Source organism: Micromonospora sp. HNM0581, from assembly GCF_012726175.1.
Classification (GTDB): Bacteria; Actinomycetota; Actinomycetes; order Mycobacteriales; family Micromonosporaceae; genus Micromonospora.
Window position 1 is genome coordinate 130506 of record NZ_JAASAD010000011.1, and the last position, 18151, is coordinate 148656.

An 18151-nucleotide genomic window follows, 5' to 3' on the forward strand; every position below is an offset into this window, starting at 1 on the left:
CACGACGAGTCGACGGTGGCGTCACGGCGGCCACGCCGGACCCGGCCGAGACCCGCAGTCGACGCGTTCCGCAGGGGGTGCCGCCGTGGCCGCCGTTCCGCCCACGCCCACCACAGGTCAACACGACGCCGACATCCGGCTGCATCTGCTCGGCGGATTCCGCCTGACCCACGGCGACACACCGGTGGTGGTGCCCCGCGGACTGCAACGGATCGTCGCGCTGATCGGGTTACGCCCCGGCGCCACCCGTACCCACCTCGCCGGTCTGCTGTGGCCGGAAGCCACCGAGGAACGAGCGCTGTCGTCACTACGGACCGCGCTGTGGCGACTGCGTCAGGATCCGTACTGCCCGCTGACCACCGCCGCGGACACCGTCCGCCTCGACCCGCTGGTCCGCGTCGATGTCGACCTGCTCGTCAACACGGCCGGCCGGGTTCGGGACGGCCACGCCCCCGATGACGCCACCGAGGCGCTCGCCGCCGGTCGGCACGACCTACTGCCCGGCTGGTACGACGACTGGGTGCTGGCCGACCGCGAACGGCTGCGCCAGCTTCGACTGCACATGCTGGAACAGGTGGCCGGCCAGCACCTGGCCGCCGGGCGGCACGGCGAGGCCCTGGAAGCGGCGTTGGAGGCGATGTCCGCCGAACCGCTACGCGAGACACCACACCGGCTGGTCGTGCGTATCCACCTCGCCGAGGGAAACGCCTTCGAGGCGGTACACGCCTACTACGTCTACCGGGAACTACTGCTACGCGAACTGCGGCTGGAGCCGTCACCGGCCATGAGCGCGCTGCTCGCGGAGACCCTCGAACCCATCCGCCAGGCAAGTCGGCCGACCGGCGGACCCCGCCGGCACCTGGTCACCCGCACCACCTCCGGCGGCCCGACGACGATGCGTCACCGCACCGATCCTGGACGTTGACGGGCAGGTGACTGCCCGGCCGGCAGGGTGGGACCAGAGCGGCCCGGCATCCGGTGGGTGTGCCGGGCCGAACCACCGGTGAGAGGGATTCGATGAGCCGTCTAGTCATCGTCAGCAGAATCATCCCGGGCGCGGAGGGGCGCGTGGCGCAGATCTTCGCCGAGTCCGACGAGACCGAACTGCCGAGCCTGACCGGGGTACGTCACCGGTCCCTGTACTGCCTACACGACCTGTGCGTACACCTGATGGAGACCGACGACGTCGGCGCGGACGCCCTCGCGGCGGCCCGCAACCACCCGCTGTACCAGCAGGTCAACGAGCGCCTGTCCGCGCACACCTCGCCGTACCTGCCCACCTGGCGCTCGCCACGCGACGCGATCGCCAACTGCTTCTACCGTTGGGACGGCGCGGACGTTCCGGCTCCGCGTGTGGCCGGCTGACCGGGCGGGAACATGACGACCCGCGCACCGCACGTCCTGGTCATCGGTGCCGGCACCGGTGGCCTCTGCCTGGCGCACGGGTTACGCCGGGCCGGGATCAACGTGACCGTCTACGAACGACACCGGGCACGTGGCGAGGGACTGCTCGGCTACCGGGTGGGCATCGGTCCGACCGGTAGTCGGGCCCTGCGTGACTGCCTGCCGCCGGAGCTGTTCGAGATCTACCTGGCCACCTGCGCCCGCTCGCCCCGCTATTTCAACGTGCTGAGCGAGAAGATGCGCCACACCGCGTGCTTCCCGCTCCGACCGGACACCCACCCGGTCGACACGGAACGGTCCGTGGCCCGGATGACGCTACGGCAGGTACTGCTCACCGGCCTCGATGACGTGGTGCACTTCGACCGCGCCTTCACCCGGTACGAGCAGCACGACGACGGCACGGTCACCGCCCACTTCGCCGACGGTGGCACCGCCAGCGGTGACCTGCTCGTGGCGGCGGACGGTACGCACTCGACGGTCCGCCGTCAGTACCTGCCGCACGCCGTCATCCGGGACGCCGGCACGGTCAACATCGCCTCCCGGGTGCCCCTCACCGCACACACCCGATCACTGCTGCCGGAGAGCGTGCAGCGGGGCATCTCGCTGATCTTCGGCACCGGTGGCGTGATGGGTGTACTGCACGTGATGGAGTTCAAGTGGGATCGCGACGGGCGGCTCAAACCGGAGACCAGCTCGGCGGATGCGAAACTGCTCGCCGACTGGTCGGGGCTGCGGCACGACCCCACCCGCGACAACATCAACCTGGTGGTGTGGAGCACGGCCCGCCGGTTCCCGTCGGACGTCATGCGCCGCCGGGGCACGGAACTGATCAAGGTTGCTTTGGAGCTGACCGGCAACTGGCATCCTCACCTGCGGGAGCTGCTCAGCCTGGCCGACCCGGACAGCGCCCTGCCGATCCGGGTATCCACCTCGGAGCCGGTGCCCCCGTGGAAGAGCAGTACGGTCACCCTTCTCGGTGACGCGATCCACACGATGACACCGGGACGGGGTGTGGGCGCCAACACCGCCCTGCGCGACGCGAACCTGCTACGGCGTCAGCTGCTCCTCGCCACCACCGGTGAGAAGACGCTGCTGCAGGCGGTTGCCGACTACGAGGCGGCGATGGTGCCGTACGGCTTCGCAAGGGTCGCCGACTCGCTGGGCCGCAGCGGCACCAACGGTGACGACCGCATGTACCAGCCGGTTTTCGGCCGGCTCGCGCTGCTCGGTGCCCGGGGATACTTCCGGGTCACCAGCCGGGTTCCCCGGTTACGACGCAAGTTCGTCGACGACTTCTACACCTACCGGGGTGAGCAGGACTGATCCTCGTCGCGGCCCCGGCACCCGCCGTGGTGCCGGGGCCGTGGCACGGTCGACGTCACGCACCACGGTCACCCCACCGTCAGTTCCGTGCCGGACACCTGCCGTAGCCTCCACCCGTCCGGTACGGACTGTTACCTGGGCTGTCTGTCGTCCCCGTCGCGCGTATGCGAAGCTGCGGCGAGTTTTTCTCGCGACGATCCGGACGTGAACCTCAGGGAGGGATACCGTGGGCGAGTCCTTCGGGAGCTGGCTGATACTGCTCGTGGCGCTGCTGGCCGGGCTGGCGGTGGGCTGGGTACTGCTTCGCGGCCGGCGGGCGGAGCCGCCCGCTCCGACGGCCGGTGCGGCGAGCGGCGTGACCGCCGAGGCGAGCGGGGCGGCCCCGGCAACCACCGGGACCACGCAGGCTACCGCCGTCACCGAACCGACGACCGAGTCCGCTTCCGCCGCACCTGCGGACAGCGGAACCACCACTGCGGCGGCCGAAGCCGACGCGCCCCCGGCCGCCGACGCGAAGCCGACGGCCGGCACCGGCGGGAAGCCGGAGACCGGTCACGGCTCCGCCGAGGCGACGCCGGCCACCGAACCCGACATGGACGACGTCGCCCCGCCGTCCGTCCAGAGTGGACCGACGGCGGACGCGACCTCCGAACCTCGGCCCGTGACCGCCACCCCGCCGGTCCGGCCGACGATCACCACCGGATCCGAGACGGTATCCACCACGGCCGCTCCGGCCACCGACACGCCGGTCGCAGCCGACCCCGTCGCCGCACCCGAGCCAGCCGAGCCGGTCACCGTGGCCGAGCCGGTCACGGCCGCTGAGGGGGGCACTGGCGAGGCCGACGACTTCCGGCGCATCCAGGGAGTGGGGCCGAAGATGGCGGCGGCGCTGCACGGCGCCGGCATCCGGACCTACCGGCAGCTTGCCGACCTGGACGAAGCGGCGCTGCGGGAGACTGTCAGAAGCGCCGGGCTACGTGCCACCGCCAGCCTCGCCAGCTGGCCCCAGCAGGCGAAGGTGCTGGCCGCCCAGGCTGACAGCGAAGCCTGAGAACCCGGAAGCCGCCGGTCGCGGGACGCCTCGTGGGCCCCGCACCGGCGGCTCGGTGCACGCCGTCCCGGTGACCGCTCCTCGACCGACGGCCGCCGCCGTTAGCCACTCGACGCGCCTGGGTACAAGTCCCGAACCTGGCAACCCGAACCGTCTCGTGGAGGAAGTTATGCGCGGCACGTCGATATTCGGAGTCCTCGTGGTGATCTGGCTCGTCATCGGTGCCATCGCTGCGGGCCAGCGCGGCTACTACAACGACGAGGAAGCCAACTGCGCCGAGGTCGGTACGATCCTGGTGACCATCGCCGCCGGGCCACTCAACTACGTCGGCGCCAATCCGAAGGTCGACTGCGAACTGCCCCAGCCGTCTCAGTGACCCCGGTGACACACGATCAAGGCTCGTGTCCGGCGTCGGACACGAGCCTTGTCGATGTTTCGGGTACGGTGCCGAACTCCGGCTCAGCGGAAGCAGTGCGCCACCGGCACCTTGCTTCCCACACAGTTGGTCGGAGCGTTCTCGACGACGACGCTGTCGTCGTCGATCTTCATCTGGGCCCGCTCGGCCTGGATTCCGCCAGCCTCGGCGGTTGAGTTGTTGCCGGTGACGTGGCTGCGGTAGAGCGAGGTCGAACCTGCCGTCACGAACATCCCCGCCCCCCGCGACCGGTCACCGGGCGCGACGTTGCCCTTGATGTCGCTGCCCCGCACGAGCAGGTTCGACTTCTCGGCGTGGATGCCGCCACCGTCACCGCGAGTGGTGTTCCCGCTGATTGCGCTGTCGTCCACCGGCAGCAGGCCCTGGAAGGTGGAGACACCACCGCCCTTGACGGCGGCGACGTTGTCGCGGACCGTCAGTTGCCGCAGCACCAGCACCGCGTCCGAGTTGGCCAGCCCGCCGCCGACCTCGGCGGTGTTCTCTGCCACCAGCGTGTCGAAGACCTTGGTGCGGGCGGAGAAGCTGGCGAGCCCGCCCCCCTGACCGGCGTAGTTCCGCACGAAGGTGGAGGAGTGGACGTCACCTGCGGCACGGAAGTTGGCCAAGCCACCGCCGTAGCTGACCGCCCTGTTGTGCCGGAACTCGGTGCGGTGCACGGTCATGACGCCGCCGTTGAGCAGACCCCCGCCCTTGCCCTGGGTGCCGGCGGCCCGGTTGCCGATCAGTCTGCTGTCGCTGATCTCGAGGTTCCCGTCGTTGAAGATGGCACCGCCGCCGCCCTCGGCCGACATCGAGGTGCTGCCGACGACGGTGACTCCTTCGACGACCGCCGTGGCCCCGTGCACGATGTGGATGCTGCCACCCTCCGCCGCTGAACGGCCGTTGCGCAGGGTGACGTCCCGGAGTGTCAGTTCGCCGCCGTCGCGGACGGTGAAGAAACGGAAGTCAGGTGTGTTGGGTCCCCGGACGATGCTCGCGCCGGAGCCCTCGACGGTGATCCTGTGGTAGATCACGGGTAGGCCGGCTGTGTCGTCGGCGGGGTTGCGTGGTGGTGCCTCGGCGTCTCCGGGATTCTCGGCGGCATCGGCGGCCTCCCGCGCGTCGCGGATGCCACCGTCGTACTCGTCGGGTTGCTGGAACGCGTGATGCAAGGTGTAGGTGCACTTCTCCGCCAGACGCAGCGTGGCGCCGCCTTCGGCGTTCGCCCGTACCAGCGCGGCGACGAGCCGGGCGGAGTCACAGGGAACCGGCATCACCGTGCCGTCGGGTGCGCGCCCGTGGTGCCCGGTCGACCTGCCGGTCGCCGCGCCCGGGTCGTCCGGGGCGACACCGGAGCCGTGGCGCCCTTCGGGCCGCTGCCGGTCCCAGCCCTGGCGCTGTGGTGTCTCGTCGCTCTCGGGTAGGTCGTGCTGGAACATGGCGGCGGGCTGGCCCGGGTTCGGTGCCGCCGGTTCACCGTCGGCAGCCGAGGCGGTGACGACGGTCAGGCCTGCCGCCCCGGCCACCAGGCTGCCCGCCACCAGGCCACCGGCCAGCAGCCACCGGGACCGCCGACCCGGTCGGGTCGACCTGCGGCTCCCTTGGTACGTGGACATCAACGCTCCTGCCTCTCGTGCATGCGGAACACGGCCGCGCCGAATCGGGCGCGGGGTGGCTGACCTCGCCTCAACCACCAGAGGCCACCGTACGGCGACACATGGTGTAAATCAGGGCATAAGTGAACGGGTAAGCCGTTCGGCTTCGCATCCGTGCAAAGGCCACGTCACCGAACGGTGGCGGTGATTGGTCAACCGCCGACGTGGATGCCAGGGCGGCGTGCCGGATCAGGCTCGGATTTGCGCAGAATCTCCCGCACCACCGGCGGCGTGTCCCCACGACCGAGAATGAGATACCGCAGCAGGTGGGCGATCGGGTTGCCCTCCGACCACTCGAAGTGGGCGTGCGGACGTACGCCGGTCGCATCCCGCAACGCCAGCAGGATCGCCGCGATGGCGTTCGGCGCCGCCGGGCTGCTCGCCCGCAGCACCCGGTAGCCGCCCACCTCCACGCCACACACCCGAAGCACGTGGCGGAACCCGGAGGGATCCACCACGTCGATCTCCAGGAAGAGCACGTCGGTCGCCCCGGGGACCGGGTTCAGACCCCGCTGGGCGCGCTCCTTGATGGTGTACTCCTTGACCGACCCGATGTGCCGCTTGTTGGCGATCACGTGCAGCCGGCCGTCGTGGGCCACCGAATCGGCGATGAACCGCCGCGCCGTCTCGTCGAACTCGACCCGCTCGGCCCGCAACTCCGTGGTACGACTCACCCGCGACACCAGCGACACGGCGATGACACCGAGGATGAACAGCCCGGAGATGGCGATCCCGTCCGGCTTCTCGAGCACGTTCTCGACAAGCGCGTACAGCAGCACCACAGTGAGCAGCGTGAAACCGGCAGCGACGGCGCGTTGCCGCCGACCGGCGGCGGCGACGGCCACCGCGATCGCCGCCGAGACCATCATCGCCAAGATCCCGGTGGCGTACGCCCCCGCCTGCGCGTCGACGTCGGCGCGGAACACGACGGTCAGCACGATGCAGATGAGCGTGTAGACGATCACCACAGGGCGCACCGCCCGCGCCCACTCCGGCGCCATTCCGTACGACGGCAGGTAGCGCGGCACAATGTTGATCAGCCCGGCCATCGCTGAGGCACCGGCGAACCACAGGATCAGTACGCTGCTCACGTCGTAGGCGGTACCGAAACCCTCACCCAGTTGCGCGTGGGCGAGGTACGCCAGCGCCCGCCCGTTGGCGGCACCACCCGGCGCGAACTCCTCAGGCGCGATGAGCACCGCCGTGACAAAGGTCGAGGAGAGCAGGTAGACCGACATGATCAACGCAGCGGCGGTGAGCAGCCGCCTGGTGTTGCGGATCCGGGCGACCAGCCGGGCCGGCGCGTCGGGCCCCTGCCCCGCCACCAGCGGCATCATGCTGACCCCCGTCTCGAACCCGGACAGCCCCAGCACCAGCAGCGGAAACGCCAGCGCGGCGGTCAGGGCCACCTCGCCCGGGCCGCCGCCGGCCGTCAGCGCCGCGGTCCAGTCCGCCAACGGACGGGGGTCACCGGCCAGTTCGACGAGCGACACCCCCACGATCACCGCGTTCAGGCCGAGGAAGGCGACCACCAACGGGACGGCCACCGCCACCGCCTCCCGGAAGCCGAGCAGGAACACGGCACCGAGGATGAGCAGCAGGACGACGGTGACCCCGACGGCGACGCTCGTTCCACCGAACCACTCCGGCAGGTACGGGTTCTGCAGCACGTGCACGGTGGCATCGGCCGAGGAGAGGGTGATGGTGACGATCCATGACGTCGCCACGAATCCCAGCAGCACCAGCACGAACATCTTGCCGCGCCAGAACGGCAACAGACGTTCCAGCATCGCCACCGACCCCTGCCCGTGCGGACTGTCCCGGGCCACCCGGCGATACATCGGCAACATGCCGAACAGGGTCAGTGCCACGATCAGCAGCGTCGCCACCGGCGACAGGGCACCGGCCGCCAGGGCGGCGATACCGGGCAGGTACGACAGGGTGGAGAAGTAGTCGACCCCGGTCAGGCACATCACCCGCCACCAGGCATGCGACCGGGCCTGCCCCTCGACGGTCTCCGGACCGACCGGCTGCACCCGGTGGACGAACAACCACCGGCGCAGCCGGCTCTCCGGTGCCGACGGGCCGGACGGCACGGCCACCCGCTCGGGCACGGTGATCCGACGCCCCGCCCGTTCCCCCTTGCCTGTCGGGTCCCGCGCGGCACGCAGCTCCGATTCGACCGCGCCGGTCGCCGGGCGGCGGCGCTCGCGGCCCCGCCGTGCACTCGTCCCGTCCCCCATGCCCCCGCCTCACCGTCGTCGAACAGACCGTAGGTGGTGGTCCGGTCGGCCCCACCGCATCGCGACACGCAGCACCCGACCGGGTCCGTCACCGGGCCCCACGGCCACGGTCAGCCGTCAGCTGCGGTCAGCACCCGGGCCAGGTCGGCGGGGTCGGCCACGGTGACCGTCACCCCGGGATGACGCGGCCAACCGCCGGGTAGCAGGGCCGGTACCGGCCGCACGAATCGGACACAGAGACCGGCTGCCGTGTTGGTGCCGAAGGTGACACCGGCGTCAGCGCCGGACAGGTGCGGGCCGATCACCCGCCACCAGCGGTACGGGCCGCCGCTCTGCACATCCGCGACGTTCTCCCGCTCGGTACGTAGCTGCCACGGACCGAACCTGATCAGCAGTTCGTCGGAGTCGACCCGCACCCAGGCGGTCCCGGGACGGACCCCGACCAGCGCCAGCAACCAGCGGAACCGCGACGCGAAGCGGAACTCGAAACGCTGGACGGTCATCCCCGGACTCCGGGACATCCTGGACGGGGCGCAGCGGCGGGCCACGGTCGTGACCGCGCGGCACGGTGCGGGAAGACGAGGGTCATCGTCCCCGCGTACCCCGCAGGGGCCGGCCGACACCCCCCGGGCCGGCCGGCCCCTGCTCCCCGTGGTCCCCCCATTTCCCGTGGCCCCCCGTGGCCGCCTCCGGACGTTGCCGCCCGGAAATCGGATCGGATGTCCCCGCGCCCTCAGCCCGGAACGCGGGGACCCCCCGTCCCGGCTACTGCAGAAACGCCCCGAGGGGCGACAGCAGCAACCGACCGAGCGCGGCGGCAGTCTCGTCGAGCCGCCGACGCTCGCGCTCGTGCTGGTGCGGATCATGCCGGCAGCGCCAGATCCGCTGCGCGTTGCGCCAGGCGACGTCACGCGTATAACTGATCAACTCGCCCTGGTACCAGTCGTCGATATCGCCGTTGACCATGTCGATCAGCAGTTGCCACTGCTCCAGGTAGCCCCGACGCAGACCGGGGATCTTGTCGGCGAAGATCTTGTTGATCTCGAGGTAGTCCCGATGTTGGTCACTGCCGTCGACCGGTTCGGATTCCAGGTGGTCGAAGGTGGTGACGAGCGCGAACGGCAAATCGAAGTTGATGTGCGCGTTGATGCCGGCCGCCGCAGAGGGCAGTGGCCGGGCGTCCGGCCCCCGCATCCGCTCGAACAGGCACGTCCAGGCTCGAGGGGTGCCCGGGCTGCTGTCACCCCACATGCGTAGGGCGTCGAAGTAGCGGGCGGCGAACTCGACGTCCAGTCGGGACAGGAAGACCGGATCGACGAAGCGATCAGTGTAGAGACCGTCCAGCACGCTCGAGGTGATGGTGAGATACAGCCTGTTGAAGTCGGCCAACGGGCAGCTGTCCAACAGAGGCGGGAGCCGGACCAGCATGTCCTGCAACTTGGTCAGCTGGTCAACGACCGCGGGCACGTCGGTCGGATGATCCGCGAGCAGGTCGACGATGTCCCGGTGCACCGGCCCCCACACCGGCTCACCGCACCCATCTGACAGCTGCACTGCGCTGCGCTGCGCGCCCACCTGGGGCACCGCCACGGCGAGCTGACGATTCGTTAGCTGACGCTCGCTCATGTCCCCTCCAGGCTGCTCGACGGCGTCGTCGTGCCCGTCACGACGCCGGGCCCAGCCTCTCAGGCGTAGGCGACAGCGACATCAGTAGAACGACGTATCCGACACCTACGCCTGGCTACGCAGGAAGATGGCGCTCGCCTGAACCCGGGTACGAACCTGCAGCTTGTCGAAGATGTGCGACACGTGCACACCGATCGTCCGCTCGCTGATGAACAGCCGCTGGCCGATCTCCTTGTTGGTCAACCCCTCGGCCACGGCGGCCAGCACCTCACGCTCCCGCGCGGTCAGGGCGGCAAGTTCCTCATCACCCGATCCGCCGGGGGTCGCCGCACCGACCACGCCACGTTCCTCCAACGTGACCCGGGCCCGCCCGGCGATCGTACGGATCTCCTCGGTCAACGGCACCGCCCCCAACGCCTGCGCGACCTGGTACGCCTGACGCAGCAGCTTCCCGGCGGTGGCGGCCTTACGACGGCTGGCCAGCAACGCCTCGGCCTGACGCAGCCGCGAGTACGCCGCCGGGTACGGATGGTTGCGGTGGTCCCACTCCGCTGCCGCCCGTGCCCACAGCTCCGGATCGGCCCCGTCGAGCCGGCTCACCTCGGCGGCACACAAGGCCAGGTAACCGTCGACCACGTAGCGCACCGGCCGGGCCGCCCGTTCGCTGCGTTCCGCCACCCGGGTGGCGATGCCGCGCAGCCGACGCACCGCGTTGTCGTCGACGGCTACGGTGCGGCTGGCGTGCGCCTCCGCCTCGGCACGCAACCCGTGCCAGACCAGCACCGCGAGGATGACCAGATCATCGGAGCGGGTCTCGGTCAGTCCCCGCTGCACGGCGTGCCGGGCGACGTCGTGCCGCCCCTGCCACATGGCCAGCCCGGCCCGCAGGGTGAGCAACGGGATGACGTGCCGGGCACCGCCGCCGGCCAGGATGGTCGCCACCGCGTCCAGGTCACGGTCGGCGGCTGCGATGTCACCGTAGCCGACCGACAGCCGACACCGGGCCAGCAGCAGTTCGACGGCATCGGCGCCGGAGGGACGGTGCCGCAGCGCGGAGGCGACCACCTTCTCCGCCTCGGCCCACTGCCCCACCCGGAACAGCCCGTTGGTGGCGATGGCCAGTAAGCGGGTCTCGTAGGAACGACCCAATCCCAGCTCGGCGACCCGCTCGGCCCCTCGGCGGGCAACCACCACGCCCTCTTCGAGGATGTTCAGCGGCCCGGTCAACAGCTCGGCCAGATGCAGATAGGCGAGCGCGACATCCTCAGGACGACCGGCTCGTTCGGCGATGGCGAGGGCCCGCCGCAACGCCGCCAGGCCCGCGTCCGGGTCCTGTCGGTACGCCTCGGAGAAGCCCAGTGCCGCGCTGGCCAGCACCATCTCGGTGGTAGCGCCGTCCACCTGCTCGGCCAGGGCCAGCGCTTCGCGCGCCCGCTGGCCCGCCTCGGCGTACCTGCCGAGTTGCAGGAGCAGCTCCGCCAGCCGGGCGGCGACGGTTGCTCGCTGCCCGGGCGTGCAGTCGGCGACGGTGAGCGCTTGCTCGTACTCCACCTCGGCCAGCGCGGAACGGCCGGCGGCGGCCAGGTAGCGGGCCCGGCGGATGTGCAGTTCGCAGGCGGAAAGGTCGGTGTCGGCACCGGCCAGCTCCTCCAGCAGCGCCAACGCGCGAGCGTACTCACCACAGTGGTGGGCGGCCTCCGCCGCCCGGCCGAGCAGGGTGGCCCGGTCGACATCGGGTAACCCCTCGGCTGACTGCACCGCCACCGACCAGTGCCGGTGTGCCTCGGCGTAGCCGTACAGGCGTTCCGCTTCCTCGGCGGCGGCCACCGCCGCCGGCAGCGCTCGTGCCGGCTCACCGGCGAGCCGCCAGTGATGGGCCAGCCGGGCCTGGTGCAACTCGGCCGGCGCCGAGGTCAACGCCTCGGCGTAGCGGCGGTGCAGCACCGCCCGTTCGGCGGGCAGCAGTTCGCCCTCCAGCACCTCGGCGACGAGCCGGTGGCGGAGCCGATAGCCGTCGGCGGAGCCGACCAGTAGCCGGTGGGACACCGCCGCGCGGACCGCGTCGAGCAGCTCGTGTTCCGGCAGCTCGACCACCTGGGCGAGCAGCCAGTGCTCCACCGGTTCGACTCCGGCGGCGACCGCGTGCACGGCGCGGTGAGCCGGCCGGGGCAGCGCGTCCACCCTGGCCAGGAAGACCTCGCGCAGGGTGTCGGAAAGCCCGTCGCGGCCGTCCCGTAGTTCCCGGGAGAGCTCCTCGACCACGAAAGGGTTGCCGCCGCTTCGCTGCCAGAGTCGTTCGGCCGCCTCGGGTGCCGGTGGTCGACGCATCACGGCGGTCGCCAGCTGCTCGGTGCCGTTCCGGTCCAGCGGAGCCAGATCAAGCACCCGCACCGACCGTAGTCGACGTAGCTCGGTGAGCACCCGGCGCAAGGGATGCGCCCCCTGTAGTGACTCCGACCGCACTGCCGCCAACACCGCCAGTTGCAGGTCGCCGAGGCCAGCGAGCAGGTACAGCAGGAGTTGGCGGGTCGTCCGGTCGACCCACTGGAGATCGTCGAGCACCAGCACCAGCGGCCCGCCGTCGGCGATCACGTTCAGCCCTCGGGACACCCGCTCCAGCAGCGCGCCCGCGCCGTCCGGGCCGGCGCCGTCCTCGGCGAACACGGCGAGCAGCGCCTGAACGGACGCCGCAGCCGGCGGGGCCAGGTCGGTGTCGAGGCGGCGCAGGGCCTGTCGCAGCGGGTGCAGCGGGGAGGCGTCACCGATGTCCAGACAGGACCCGGTCAGCACCAGCGCATCCCCGCGGCTCAGCTGGTCACCGACCTCGCGCAGCAGGCGGGTCTTTCCGACGCCGCTCTCACCGGTCAGGAACACCGCCGCCGTGTGTCCCGGCGTCACGTCGTCGAGCAGCGCGGATCGTACCGTCGCCACCAGGTCGTCCCGACCCACGAGCGGAGTGGTGTCCAGGTCGCTGGCCATGGCTCGCAGCCTAGTCACAGGTTCCGTTCCCGTTCTACAGGTACTTCGCCTCTGTCCTACTCATCGCGTCGACATTGCGACCAAAGGTTGCGTTCAGCCGACATACGTCGTTTTGCCGATCCGCCGTCAGACCAGCGGTGACAGGCTCCGGACATCGTCGGCGCTACGGGGAGAGAGGCAGGTGCGACCGCCATGCCCAGTGCTGTTGTCGCTGGTCAGTTCACCAGCGGGCGGGTGCGTTGGCCCGTGGCGGAGGAGCGACGGACCGTCTCGGTCCTCTTCGTCGACATCGTCGGGTCGACCCGGTTGGTCGACCGGCTGGACCCGGAGGACGTCCGTGCCCTGCAACGGGCGTACTTCGGCGCCGTCGCCCGAGTGCTGCGACGGTGGGACGGTGCGGTGGAGAAGTACGTCGGCGACGCGGTGATGGCGTTGTTCGGCGCGCGTCGCACGGACGGGTGGGACGCGTATCGGGCGGTGCGGGCCGGGCTGGAGATCCAGCGGGCACTCGACGGCTGCCCGCTGGTACCGGGACTGCGGGTCCGGGTCGGCGTCGCCACCGGTGAGGCCGTGGTCGACCTGGCCGCCAGTCACGACGGTGGGCACGGTGTTGCCAGCGGTGCGGTCATCACCCTCGCTGCCCGGCTACAGGAACACGCCCCACCCGGCGGGGTGGCGCTCTGCCCGGCCACCCACCGGGCCGTCGTCGGGCTGATCACGCAGCGCCCGGTCCCGGCGGTGACCGTGGCCGGCAAGGCGCTGCCGGTCGACGTGTGGTACGCCACCGGCACCGAGCGGCCCCGACCATCACGGCACGACCTTCCCCTGCTCGGTCGGCGGCGGGAACTGGCCGTCGCCCGTGCGCACCTCGCCGAGGCGGTACGCGGACGCGGCGATCGTCGGGTCCTGTTGCTCGGTCCGGCCGGTAGCGGACGTAGCCGCCTGCTGCGGGAACTGGTCCGGACCACCCGCTCGCTCAGCGGAGTCCCGGTGCGGTGGTGCCAGCTGGCCTGCCCGCCCTACCCAGCGCAGCCGCTGGAGCCCGTCGCGGAGCTGGTCCGCGGGCTGGCAAAGGCCCGGGACGGTGAGGACATCGATACGATACGCCGCCGACTCGCCGCCGCCCTGACCGGTCTGGTGCCGGCGGCCCTGCTGACGCCGGCCCTGGACACGGTGGACGATCTGCTCGGGATGACTGTCACTCCGGCCCGGGCGGTGACGTACTGGCGAGAGGTGCTGCTGAGTCTGGCGCGGCGGCAACCGGTGGTGGTCGCCGTCGACGATCTCGACCGTGCCGCACCGGCGCTGCGTCGCCACCTGACCGCACTCGTCGACCTGGCCGAGGAACGTGACCTGCCGCTTGCTCTGGTGGCGACCGCCGCCGAGGAGCCGGGTTCTGCCACTCGCCGGGTGGCCCGGGTCCGGCTGCCACCGCTCGACACCGTCACCACCGGTCGGCTCCTGCGTCGGCTGCTGCGGCTGGCCGGTGAACCGACCGGATCGGCGGCCCGACTGACCGCCGTGGTCAGCGGCAACCCCGGACGGGCGGTGGCCTACGTACGCACGCTCACCGGGTCCTTCGGGGCGGGGCGGGGCGGGGCGGAGGGCGATCCGGGAACGCTGCCCGTACCGGAGGGTGTCCGTCGGGTCGTCGACGCCCGGCTGGATCGGCTCGACGGCAGCGCCCGCGCGGTCCTGATGACCGCCGCGCTCGCGCCCGGCCGCACCGGGTCGGAGCTGGCGGACATCCTCGACTGGCCGCTGACCCGGGCGGCGGCGGAGCTGGCCTTCCTGACCGGCGACGGCCTGCTGGTGCCGCTACCAGGTGGCGGATACGAGGTGACCGACCCGGTGGTACGACAGGTCGCCCGGGCGCGGCTGCCCCGAGCGGTACGCGACGTCTTCGTCGGGCGGGCCACGCGGGGCACCCCGACGGAAGGGGTGTCGCTGCCCCGGTCGGCTGGGTCAGCGGCGGGCCAGGAAGGCCAAGACCCGTTCCCAGGTCAGTCCGGCGGCGGCCGGGTCGTGGTCGGCAACCGTCGGATCGGTGAAGAGGTGTCCGGCGCCCGGATACCGGTGCACGACGAGGTCCGCGCCCGCCGCGATCATCTCCCGCTGCCACTCGGCGACCTCGTCGGGCGGGTCGTAGGGGTCCGGGTCAGCCAGGTGCAGGTGCGTCCGGAGGCCGGGACGGACCGCTGCCGGGGATCCGCCGGTGCCGTGCAACAGCAGCAGTCCGGCGGTGTCGGGTCGTTCGGCAAGCATCGCGCCGGCCACCCCGGCGCCCATCGAGAACCCGGCGAGCACGGTCTCGGGCGGCAGCCCGTCGAGCGCCGCGCGGGCCCGGTCGAGGACGACCTGCTGGCCGATCCGCTCCAGCAACGCGAACCCCTCCGCCACCGAGTCGACGGCGGGCGCGTCGTACAGGTCGGGTGCGTGCACCTGATGACCTGCGGCGCGCAGCCGGTCGGCAGCTACCAGGACCGCCGGTCGCAGCCCGTACACGGAGTGGTAGAGCACGATATGTTCCATCGGCACATCGTGCCCGACGTCGGCTGTTGCCGCGGGTCGGCGCGCACGGGCACCGGCCCGGGTCCTTGGCTCACCGGCTCCGGCCGGCTGCCGGTGCCCGGCCCCGCTCCTCCGATTCCGGTGGGCCCGGATCGGGGTCAGGTGCCCGGAGGGTCCTGCTCCGCCCGCGGAACTCCGCGATCACCTCCCCGTCTTGCCGGCTCACCGTGACGTCGTAGATGCCACTACGGCCGTACCGGGTGCGCTCGCTGGCCCGGGCTGTCAGCACGTCCCCCTGTCGCGCCGGGCGGACGAAGGTGATGTCGGCACCGGAGGCGACGGTGGCTGGGCCGTGGCTGTTGCAGGCCAGTGCGAACGCGGTGTCGGCCAGCAGGAAGACGAAGCCGCCGTGGGCGATGCGGTGCCCGTTGAGCATGTCGTCGCTGATCCGCATCCGGGCCGTCGCGTTGCCGTCGGCGGCGCGCACCAGCTCGATGCCGAGCCGGTTGGAGGCCACGTCGGCGTCGAACATCTCGTGCGCGGCGGTGCGCTGTGGTTCCACCTTGCGTCCCGTCCGTTCCGGCCGGGCGCCTCGCCCTCGCCCTCGCCATCATGGCACCGCCGGTCGGTGCAGGACCGGGCAGGCTCGTCACGGGTGAGCGGCGCCTGCGGACGTGCTCGGGTCGGACCTCCGGTCCGACCCGAGCTGATCATCGCCCTGCCATTCTCTCGTAGTTGCAAAATGCTGGCAACAATCCTGGACGCGCAGCCCCTTGGTAACTAGCGTGATCGCTATGAGCCCTTACATCAGTGGTGTCGCCGCATGGCAGGAGAGCTGGGACCGCCAGCAGGAGGCGTACCTGCCCGACCGCGAGCACCGGTTCGCCGTCATGCTCGACGCGGTCGACGCCGTCCGCGAGGCCACCCCACCGCGACTGCTCGACCTGGCCGGCGGCACCGGCACCATCTCCCTACGTGCCCTGCGCCGCTTCCCCGATGCCCAGGTCACCCTGGTCGACCTCGACCCCGCGCTCCTCGCCCTCGCCACCGCCTCCCTCGGCGACCGGGCGACGATCGTCACCGCCGATCTCAGTCGGCCGGACTGGGTCACCGCCCTGCCGCACCGGCGCTACGACGCCGTACTCACCGCCACCGCGCTGCACTGGTTGTCCGCCGACCGGCTGGGCGTCCTCTACCCGGAGATCCGCGGCCTGCTCCGGCCGGGTGGACTGTTCGTCAACGCCGACCACATGCCCGACGACGACCTGCCCGAGCTGACCAAACGCCTGGTCACCCGCGCCGAGGAACACCGCTCGGCCCGCTTCGCCGCTGGTGCCGCGCTGTCCTGGTCGCAGTGGTGGCACCAGGCCGAGCAGGATCCGTCGCTGGCTCCGCTGGTACGGCGACGGCACGGCATCTACCCCTCCGGGCACAGCCCCGAGTGGACTCCCCCGATCTCCTGGCACCTCAGCGCCCTCCGGAACGCCGGATTCACCGAGGTCGGTACCCTCTGGCGGGGCGCCGCCGACGCCGCCACAGTCGCCGTCCGCTGACCCCTCCCCCTCCCGTCCCTCGCGATCATGCAGTCGTGGTCGTAAGCCTCTCCGCATCCGCCCCACTCGTCCGGTGCCACAACTGCATGATCGCGTCGTCGGGCGGCGGCTATGGGTTGTCGGGTGACGTCCTGCTACTCGATCGGGCCCGCCCGCGCCGGCGCCCCGTGTCGTCGGCGGCGGGCGGGCGGACCGCCGGGACCAGCAGGAGGGTCGGCAGCAGCAGCAGGGGTACGACGAGCAGCGCCCGCAACGTGCCCACCTGGTCACCGAGCAGGCCCAGCAACGGCGGCCCGGCCAGGAACGCCGTGTAGCCGATCACTGCGACCACACTGACCCGGACGTGCGCGTGTTCCTCCTCGTCGGCGGCGGCACTCATCCCCACCGGGAAGCCGAGCGAGGCACCGATTCCCCACAGGGCGACGCCGACCACCGCCACCGGACCGGAGCCGGCGAGTACGGCCAGACCGGCACCGATGACAGCGAGCAGGATGGTGGCGGTGAGCACCGGCCCCCGCCCCCAGCGGTCCAGCGCCACCGTGCCGACGGTGCGGCCCAGGGTCATGCCCACCACGAAGACGCCGAATACCGCCGCCCCGGCCGCCGGACTGAAGTCGTACCCGTCGACGAAGGCCACCGCCAGCCAGTCGTTGGCGCTGCCCTCGGCGAACGCCGCCGCCAGCACCAGCAGGCCGATCAGAAGAGTGCGCGGCTCCCGCCAGGCGGCCAGCAACCGGCTACGGCCGGCCCGGACGGTGCCAGTTTCCGGCTCGGCCGGCAGGAACGCGCGCGCCCCGAGCAGGGTGCCGCCGAACACCATCGCGGCCAGCACGCCGAGGTGCACGGCAACCGGAACGCCCAGTCTGGCAGCGCCCGCACCGAGACCGGCACCGGCCACCGATCCGAGGCTCCACGCGGCGTGGAAGCGCGGCATCACCGTCCAGCCGAGCCGCCGTTCCACCGCCGCGCCCTCGATGTTCATCGCGACATCGCAGTTGCCGGAACCGTAGCCGAGCGCGAACAGGCCGACCGCCACCGCCGGGACCGAACCGATGACACCGGCCGAGAATCCGGCGACGGTCAGACCGAGCGCGACCAACAGGGTGGCCGCCACCACCGCGCGGGCCGCACCCAGGCGCTGCGCCACCAGGCCGGCGGTAGGCATGGCGACGATCGCCCCGGCGGACATGGCGAGCAGGAGCAGACCGAGACGCCCCGGAGTGAGGCCGAGTCCGTCGCGGATCGCCGGCACCCTGGCGAACCAGGTGGCGACGGCCAGTCCGTTGAGCGCGAACACGACAGCCACGCCGTTGCGGGCAGCCAGCACGGCTCGGGACGGACCAGCGCCGGCAGGCGAGGTTGCAGGGGTGGTGGCGAAGGGTTCCACGTAC

Annotated in this window: 13 protein-coding genes and 2 pseudogenes; 7 read left to right on the top strand and 8 right to left on the bottom strand. The window is 71.6% G+C overall.

Annotation, left to right across the window (positions count from 1 at the left end; translation table 11 throughout):
• Positions 1 to 85: 85 nt before the first annotated feature.
• The 5 genes from HCA58_RS15395 to HCA58_RS15415 all read left to right on the top strand — a co-directional run bounded on the left by HCA58_RS15395 (position 86) and on the right by HCA58_RS15415 (position 4154).
• Entirely contained in the window at positions 86 to 925 is an 840-nt protein-coding gene (locus HCA58_RS15395) for a BTAD domain-containing putative transcriptional regulator (protein ID WP_169598519.1), read from the top strand.
• A gap of 92 nt (positions 926 to 1017) precedes the next feature.
• Positions 1018 to 1365 (top strand): TcmI family type II polyketide cyclase, encoded by a 348-nt coding sequence (locus tag HCA58_RS15400; RefSeq protein WP_169598520.1) that lies wholly within the window; start codon positions 1018 to 1020, stop codon positions 1363 to 1365.
• Positions 1366 to 1377: 12 nt separating this feature from the next.
• A complete protein-coding gene (locus tag HCA58_RS15405) occupies positions 1378 to 2727 on the top strand; it encodes an NAD(P)/FAD-dependent oxidoreductase (protein ID WP_169598521.1) in 1350 nt (449 codons plus the stop codon).
• Positions 2728 to 2953: 226 nt separating this feature from the next.
• Entirely contained in the window at positions 2954 to 3778 is an 825-nt protein-coding gene (locus tag HCA58_RS15410) for a helix-hairpin-helix domain-containing protein (protein ID WP_169598522.1), read from the top strand.
• 169 nt (positions 3779 to 3947) lie between these two features.
• Complete coding sequence (locus tag HCA58_RS15415; RefSeq protein ID WP_169598523.1) at positions 3948 to 4154, top strand: hypothetical protein; 207 nt, start codon at positions 3948 to 3950, stop codon at positions 4152 to 4154.
• 83 nt (positions 4155 to 4237) lie between these two features.
• Here the strand turns inward: HCA58_RS15415 and HCA58_RS15420 are convergent, their stop codons facing one another.
• From HCA58_RS15420 to HCA58_RS15440, 5 genes are all read right to left on the bottom strand, one after another.
• Positions 4238 to 5809, bottom strand: a complete 1572-nt coding sequence (locus HCA58_RS15420) for a hypothetical protein (protein WP_169598524.1) — start codon at positions 5807 to 5809, stop codon at positions 4238 to 4240.
• 191 nt (positions 5810 to 6000) lie between these two features.
• The gene (locus tag HCA58_RS15425; RefSeq protein WP_205808707.1) at positions 6001 to 8091 is read right to left on the bottom strand and encodes an APC family permease; all 2091 of its coding nucleotides are present in this window, start codon (positions 8089 to 8091) and stop codon (positions 6001 to 6003) included.
• A gap of 110 nt (positions 8092 to 8201) precedes the next feature.
• Positions 8202 to 8594, bottom strand: coding sequence for a hypothetical protein (locus tag HCA58_RS15430; RefSeq protein ID WP_205808708.1), 393 nt, complete (start codon positions 8592 to 8594; stop codon positions 8202 to 8204).
• Positions 8595 to 8856: 262 nt separating this feature from the next.
• The gene (locus HCA58_RS15435; protein WP_240956253.1) at positions 8857 to 9717 is read right to left on the bottom strand and encodes a DUF5995 family protein; all 861 of its coding nucleotides are present in this window, start codon (positions 9715 to 9717) and stop codon (positions 8857 to 8859) included.
• A 105-nt stretch (positions 9718 to 9822) separates the two neighbouring features.
• Positions 9823 to 12696 carry a LuxR family transcriptional regulator gene (locus tag HCA58_RS15440; protein WP_169598526.1) on the bottom strand — a complete coding sequence of 958 codons (2874 nt, stop codon included), beginning with the start codon at positions 12694 to 12696 and terminating at the stop codon, positions 9823 to 9825.
• A 192-nt stretch (positions 12697 to 12888) separates the two neighbouring features.
• Between HCA58_RS15440 and HCA58_RS23575 the strand changes: the two are divergent.
• Positions 12889 to 14052: pseudogene (locus HCA58_RS23575) on the top strand (adenylate/guanylate cyclase domain-containing protein); the annotation flags it as partial.
• Positions 14053 to 14661: 609 nt separating this feature from the next.
• Here the strand turns inward: HCA58_RS23575 and HCA58_RS15450 are convergent.
• A complete protein-coding gene (locus HCA58_RS15450; RefSeq protein WP_169598548.1) occupies positions 14662 to 15228 on the bottom strand; it encodes a dienelactone hydrolase family protein in 567 nt (188 codons plus the stop codon).
• 148 nt (positions 15229 to 15376) lie between these two features.
• Positions 15377 to 15739 (bottom strand): annotated as a pseudogene (paaI, locus tag HCA58_RS15455) (hydroxyphenylacetyl-CoA thioesterase PaaI); the annotation flags it as partial.
• Between the two features lie 262 nt (positions 15740 to 16001).
• Between paaI and HCA58_RS15460 the strand changes: the two are divergent.
• On the top strand, positions 16002 to 16760 hold the full coding sequence (locus HCA58_RS15460) for a class I SAM-dependent methyltransferase (RefSeq protein WP_169598527.1): 759 nt from the start codon (positions 16002 to 16004) through the stop codon (positions 16758 to 16760).
• A gap of 109 nt (positions 16761 to 16869) precedes the next feature.
• Here HCA58_RS15460 and HCA58_RS15465 read toward each other — a convergent pair whose 3' ends face one another.
• Entirely contained in the window at positions 16870 to 18147 is a 1278-nt protein-coding gene (locus HCA58_RS15465) for an MFS transporter (RefSeq protein ID WP_169598528.1), read from the bottom strand.
• Positions 18148 to 18151: the final 4 nt, after the last annotated feature.

What these genes read in the sequence shown, in the direction of transcription:
- HCA58_RS15400 (WP_169598520.1), top strand. Translation starts at nt 1,018, where the DNA reads ATGAGCCGTCTAGTCATCGTCAGCAGAATCATCCCGGGCGCGGAGGGG.
- HCA58_RS15405 (WP_169598521.1), top strand. Translation starts at nt 1,378, where the DNA reads ATGACGACCCGCGCACCGCACGTCCTGGTCATCGGTGCCGGCACCGGT.
- HCA58_RS15415 (WP_169598523.1), top strand. Translation starts at nt 3,948, where the DNA reads ATGCGCGGCACGTCGATATTCGGAGTCCTCGTGGTGATCTGGCTCGTC.
- HCA58_RS15420 (WP_169598524.1), bottom strand. Translation starts at nt 5,809, where the DNA reads ATGTCCACGTACCAAGGGAGCCGCAGGTCGACCCGACCGGGTCGGCGG.
- HCA58_RS15425 (WP_205808707.1), bottom strand. Translation starts at nt 8,091, where the DNA reads ATGGGGGACGGGACGAGTGCACGGCGGGGCCGCGAGCGCCGCCGCCCG.
- HCA58_RS15430 (WP_205808708.1), bottom strand. Translation starts at nt 8,594, where the DNA reads ATGACCGTCCAGCGTTTCGAGTTCCGCTTCGCGTCGCGGTTCCGCTGG.
- HCA58_RS15435 (WP_240956253.1), bottom strand. Translation starts at nt 9,717, where the DNA reads ATGAGCGAGCGTCAGCTAACGAATCGTCAGCTCGCCGTGGCGGTGCCC.
- HCA58_RS15440 (WP_169598526.1), bottom strand. Translation starts at nt 12,696, where the DNA reads ATGGCCAGCGACCTGGACACCACTCCGCTCGTGGGTCGGGACGACCTG.
- HCA58_RS15450 (WP_169598548.1), bottom strand. Translation starts at nt 15,228, where the DNA reads ATGGAACATATCGTGCTCTACCACTCCGTGTACGGGCTGCGACCGGCG.
- HCA58_RS15460 (WP_169598527.1), top strand. Translation starts at nt 16,002, where the DNA reads ATGAGCCCTTACATCAGTGGTGTCGCCGCATGGCAGGAGAGCTGGGAC.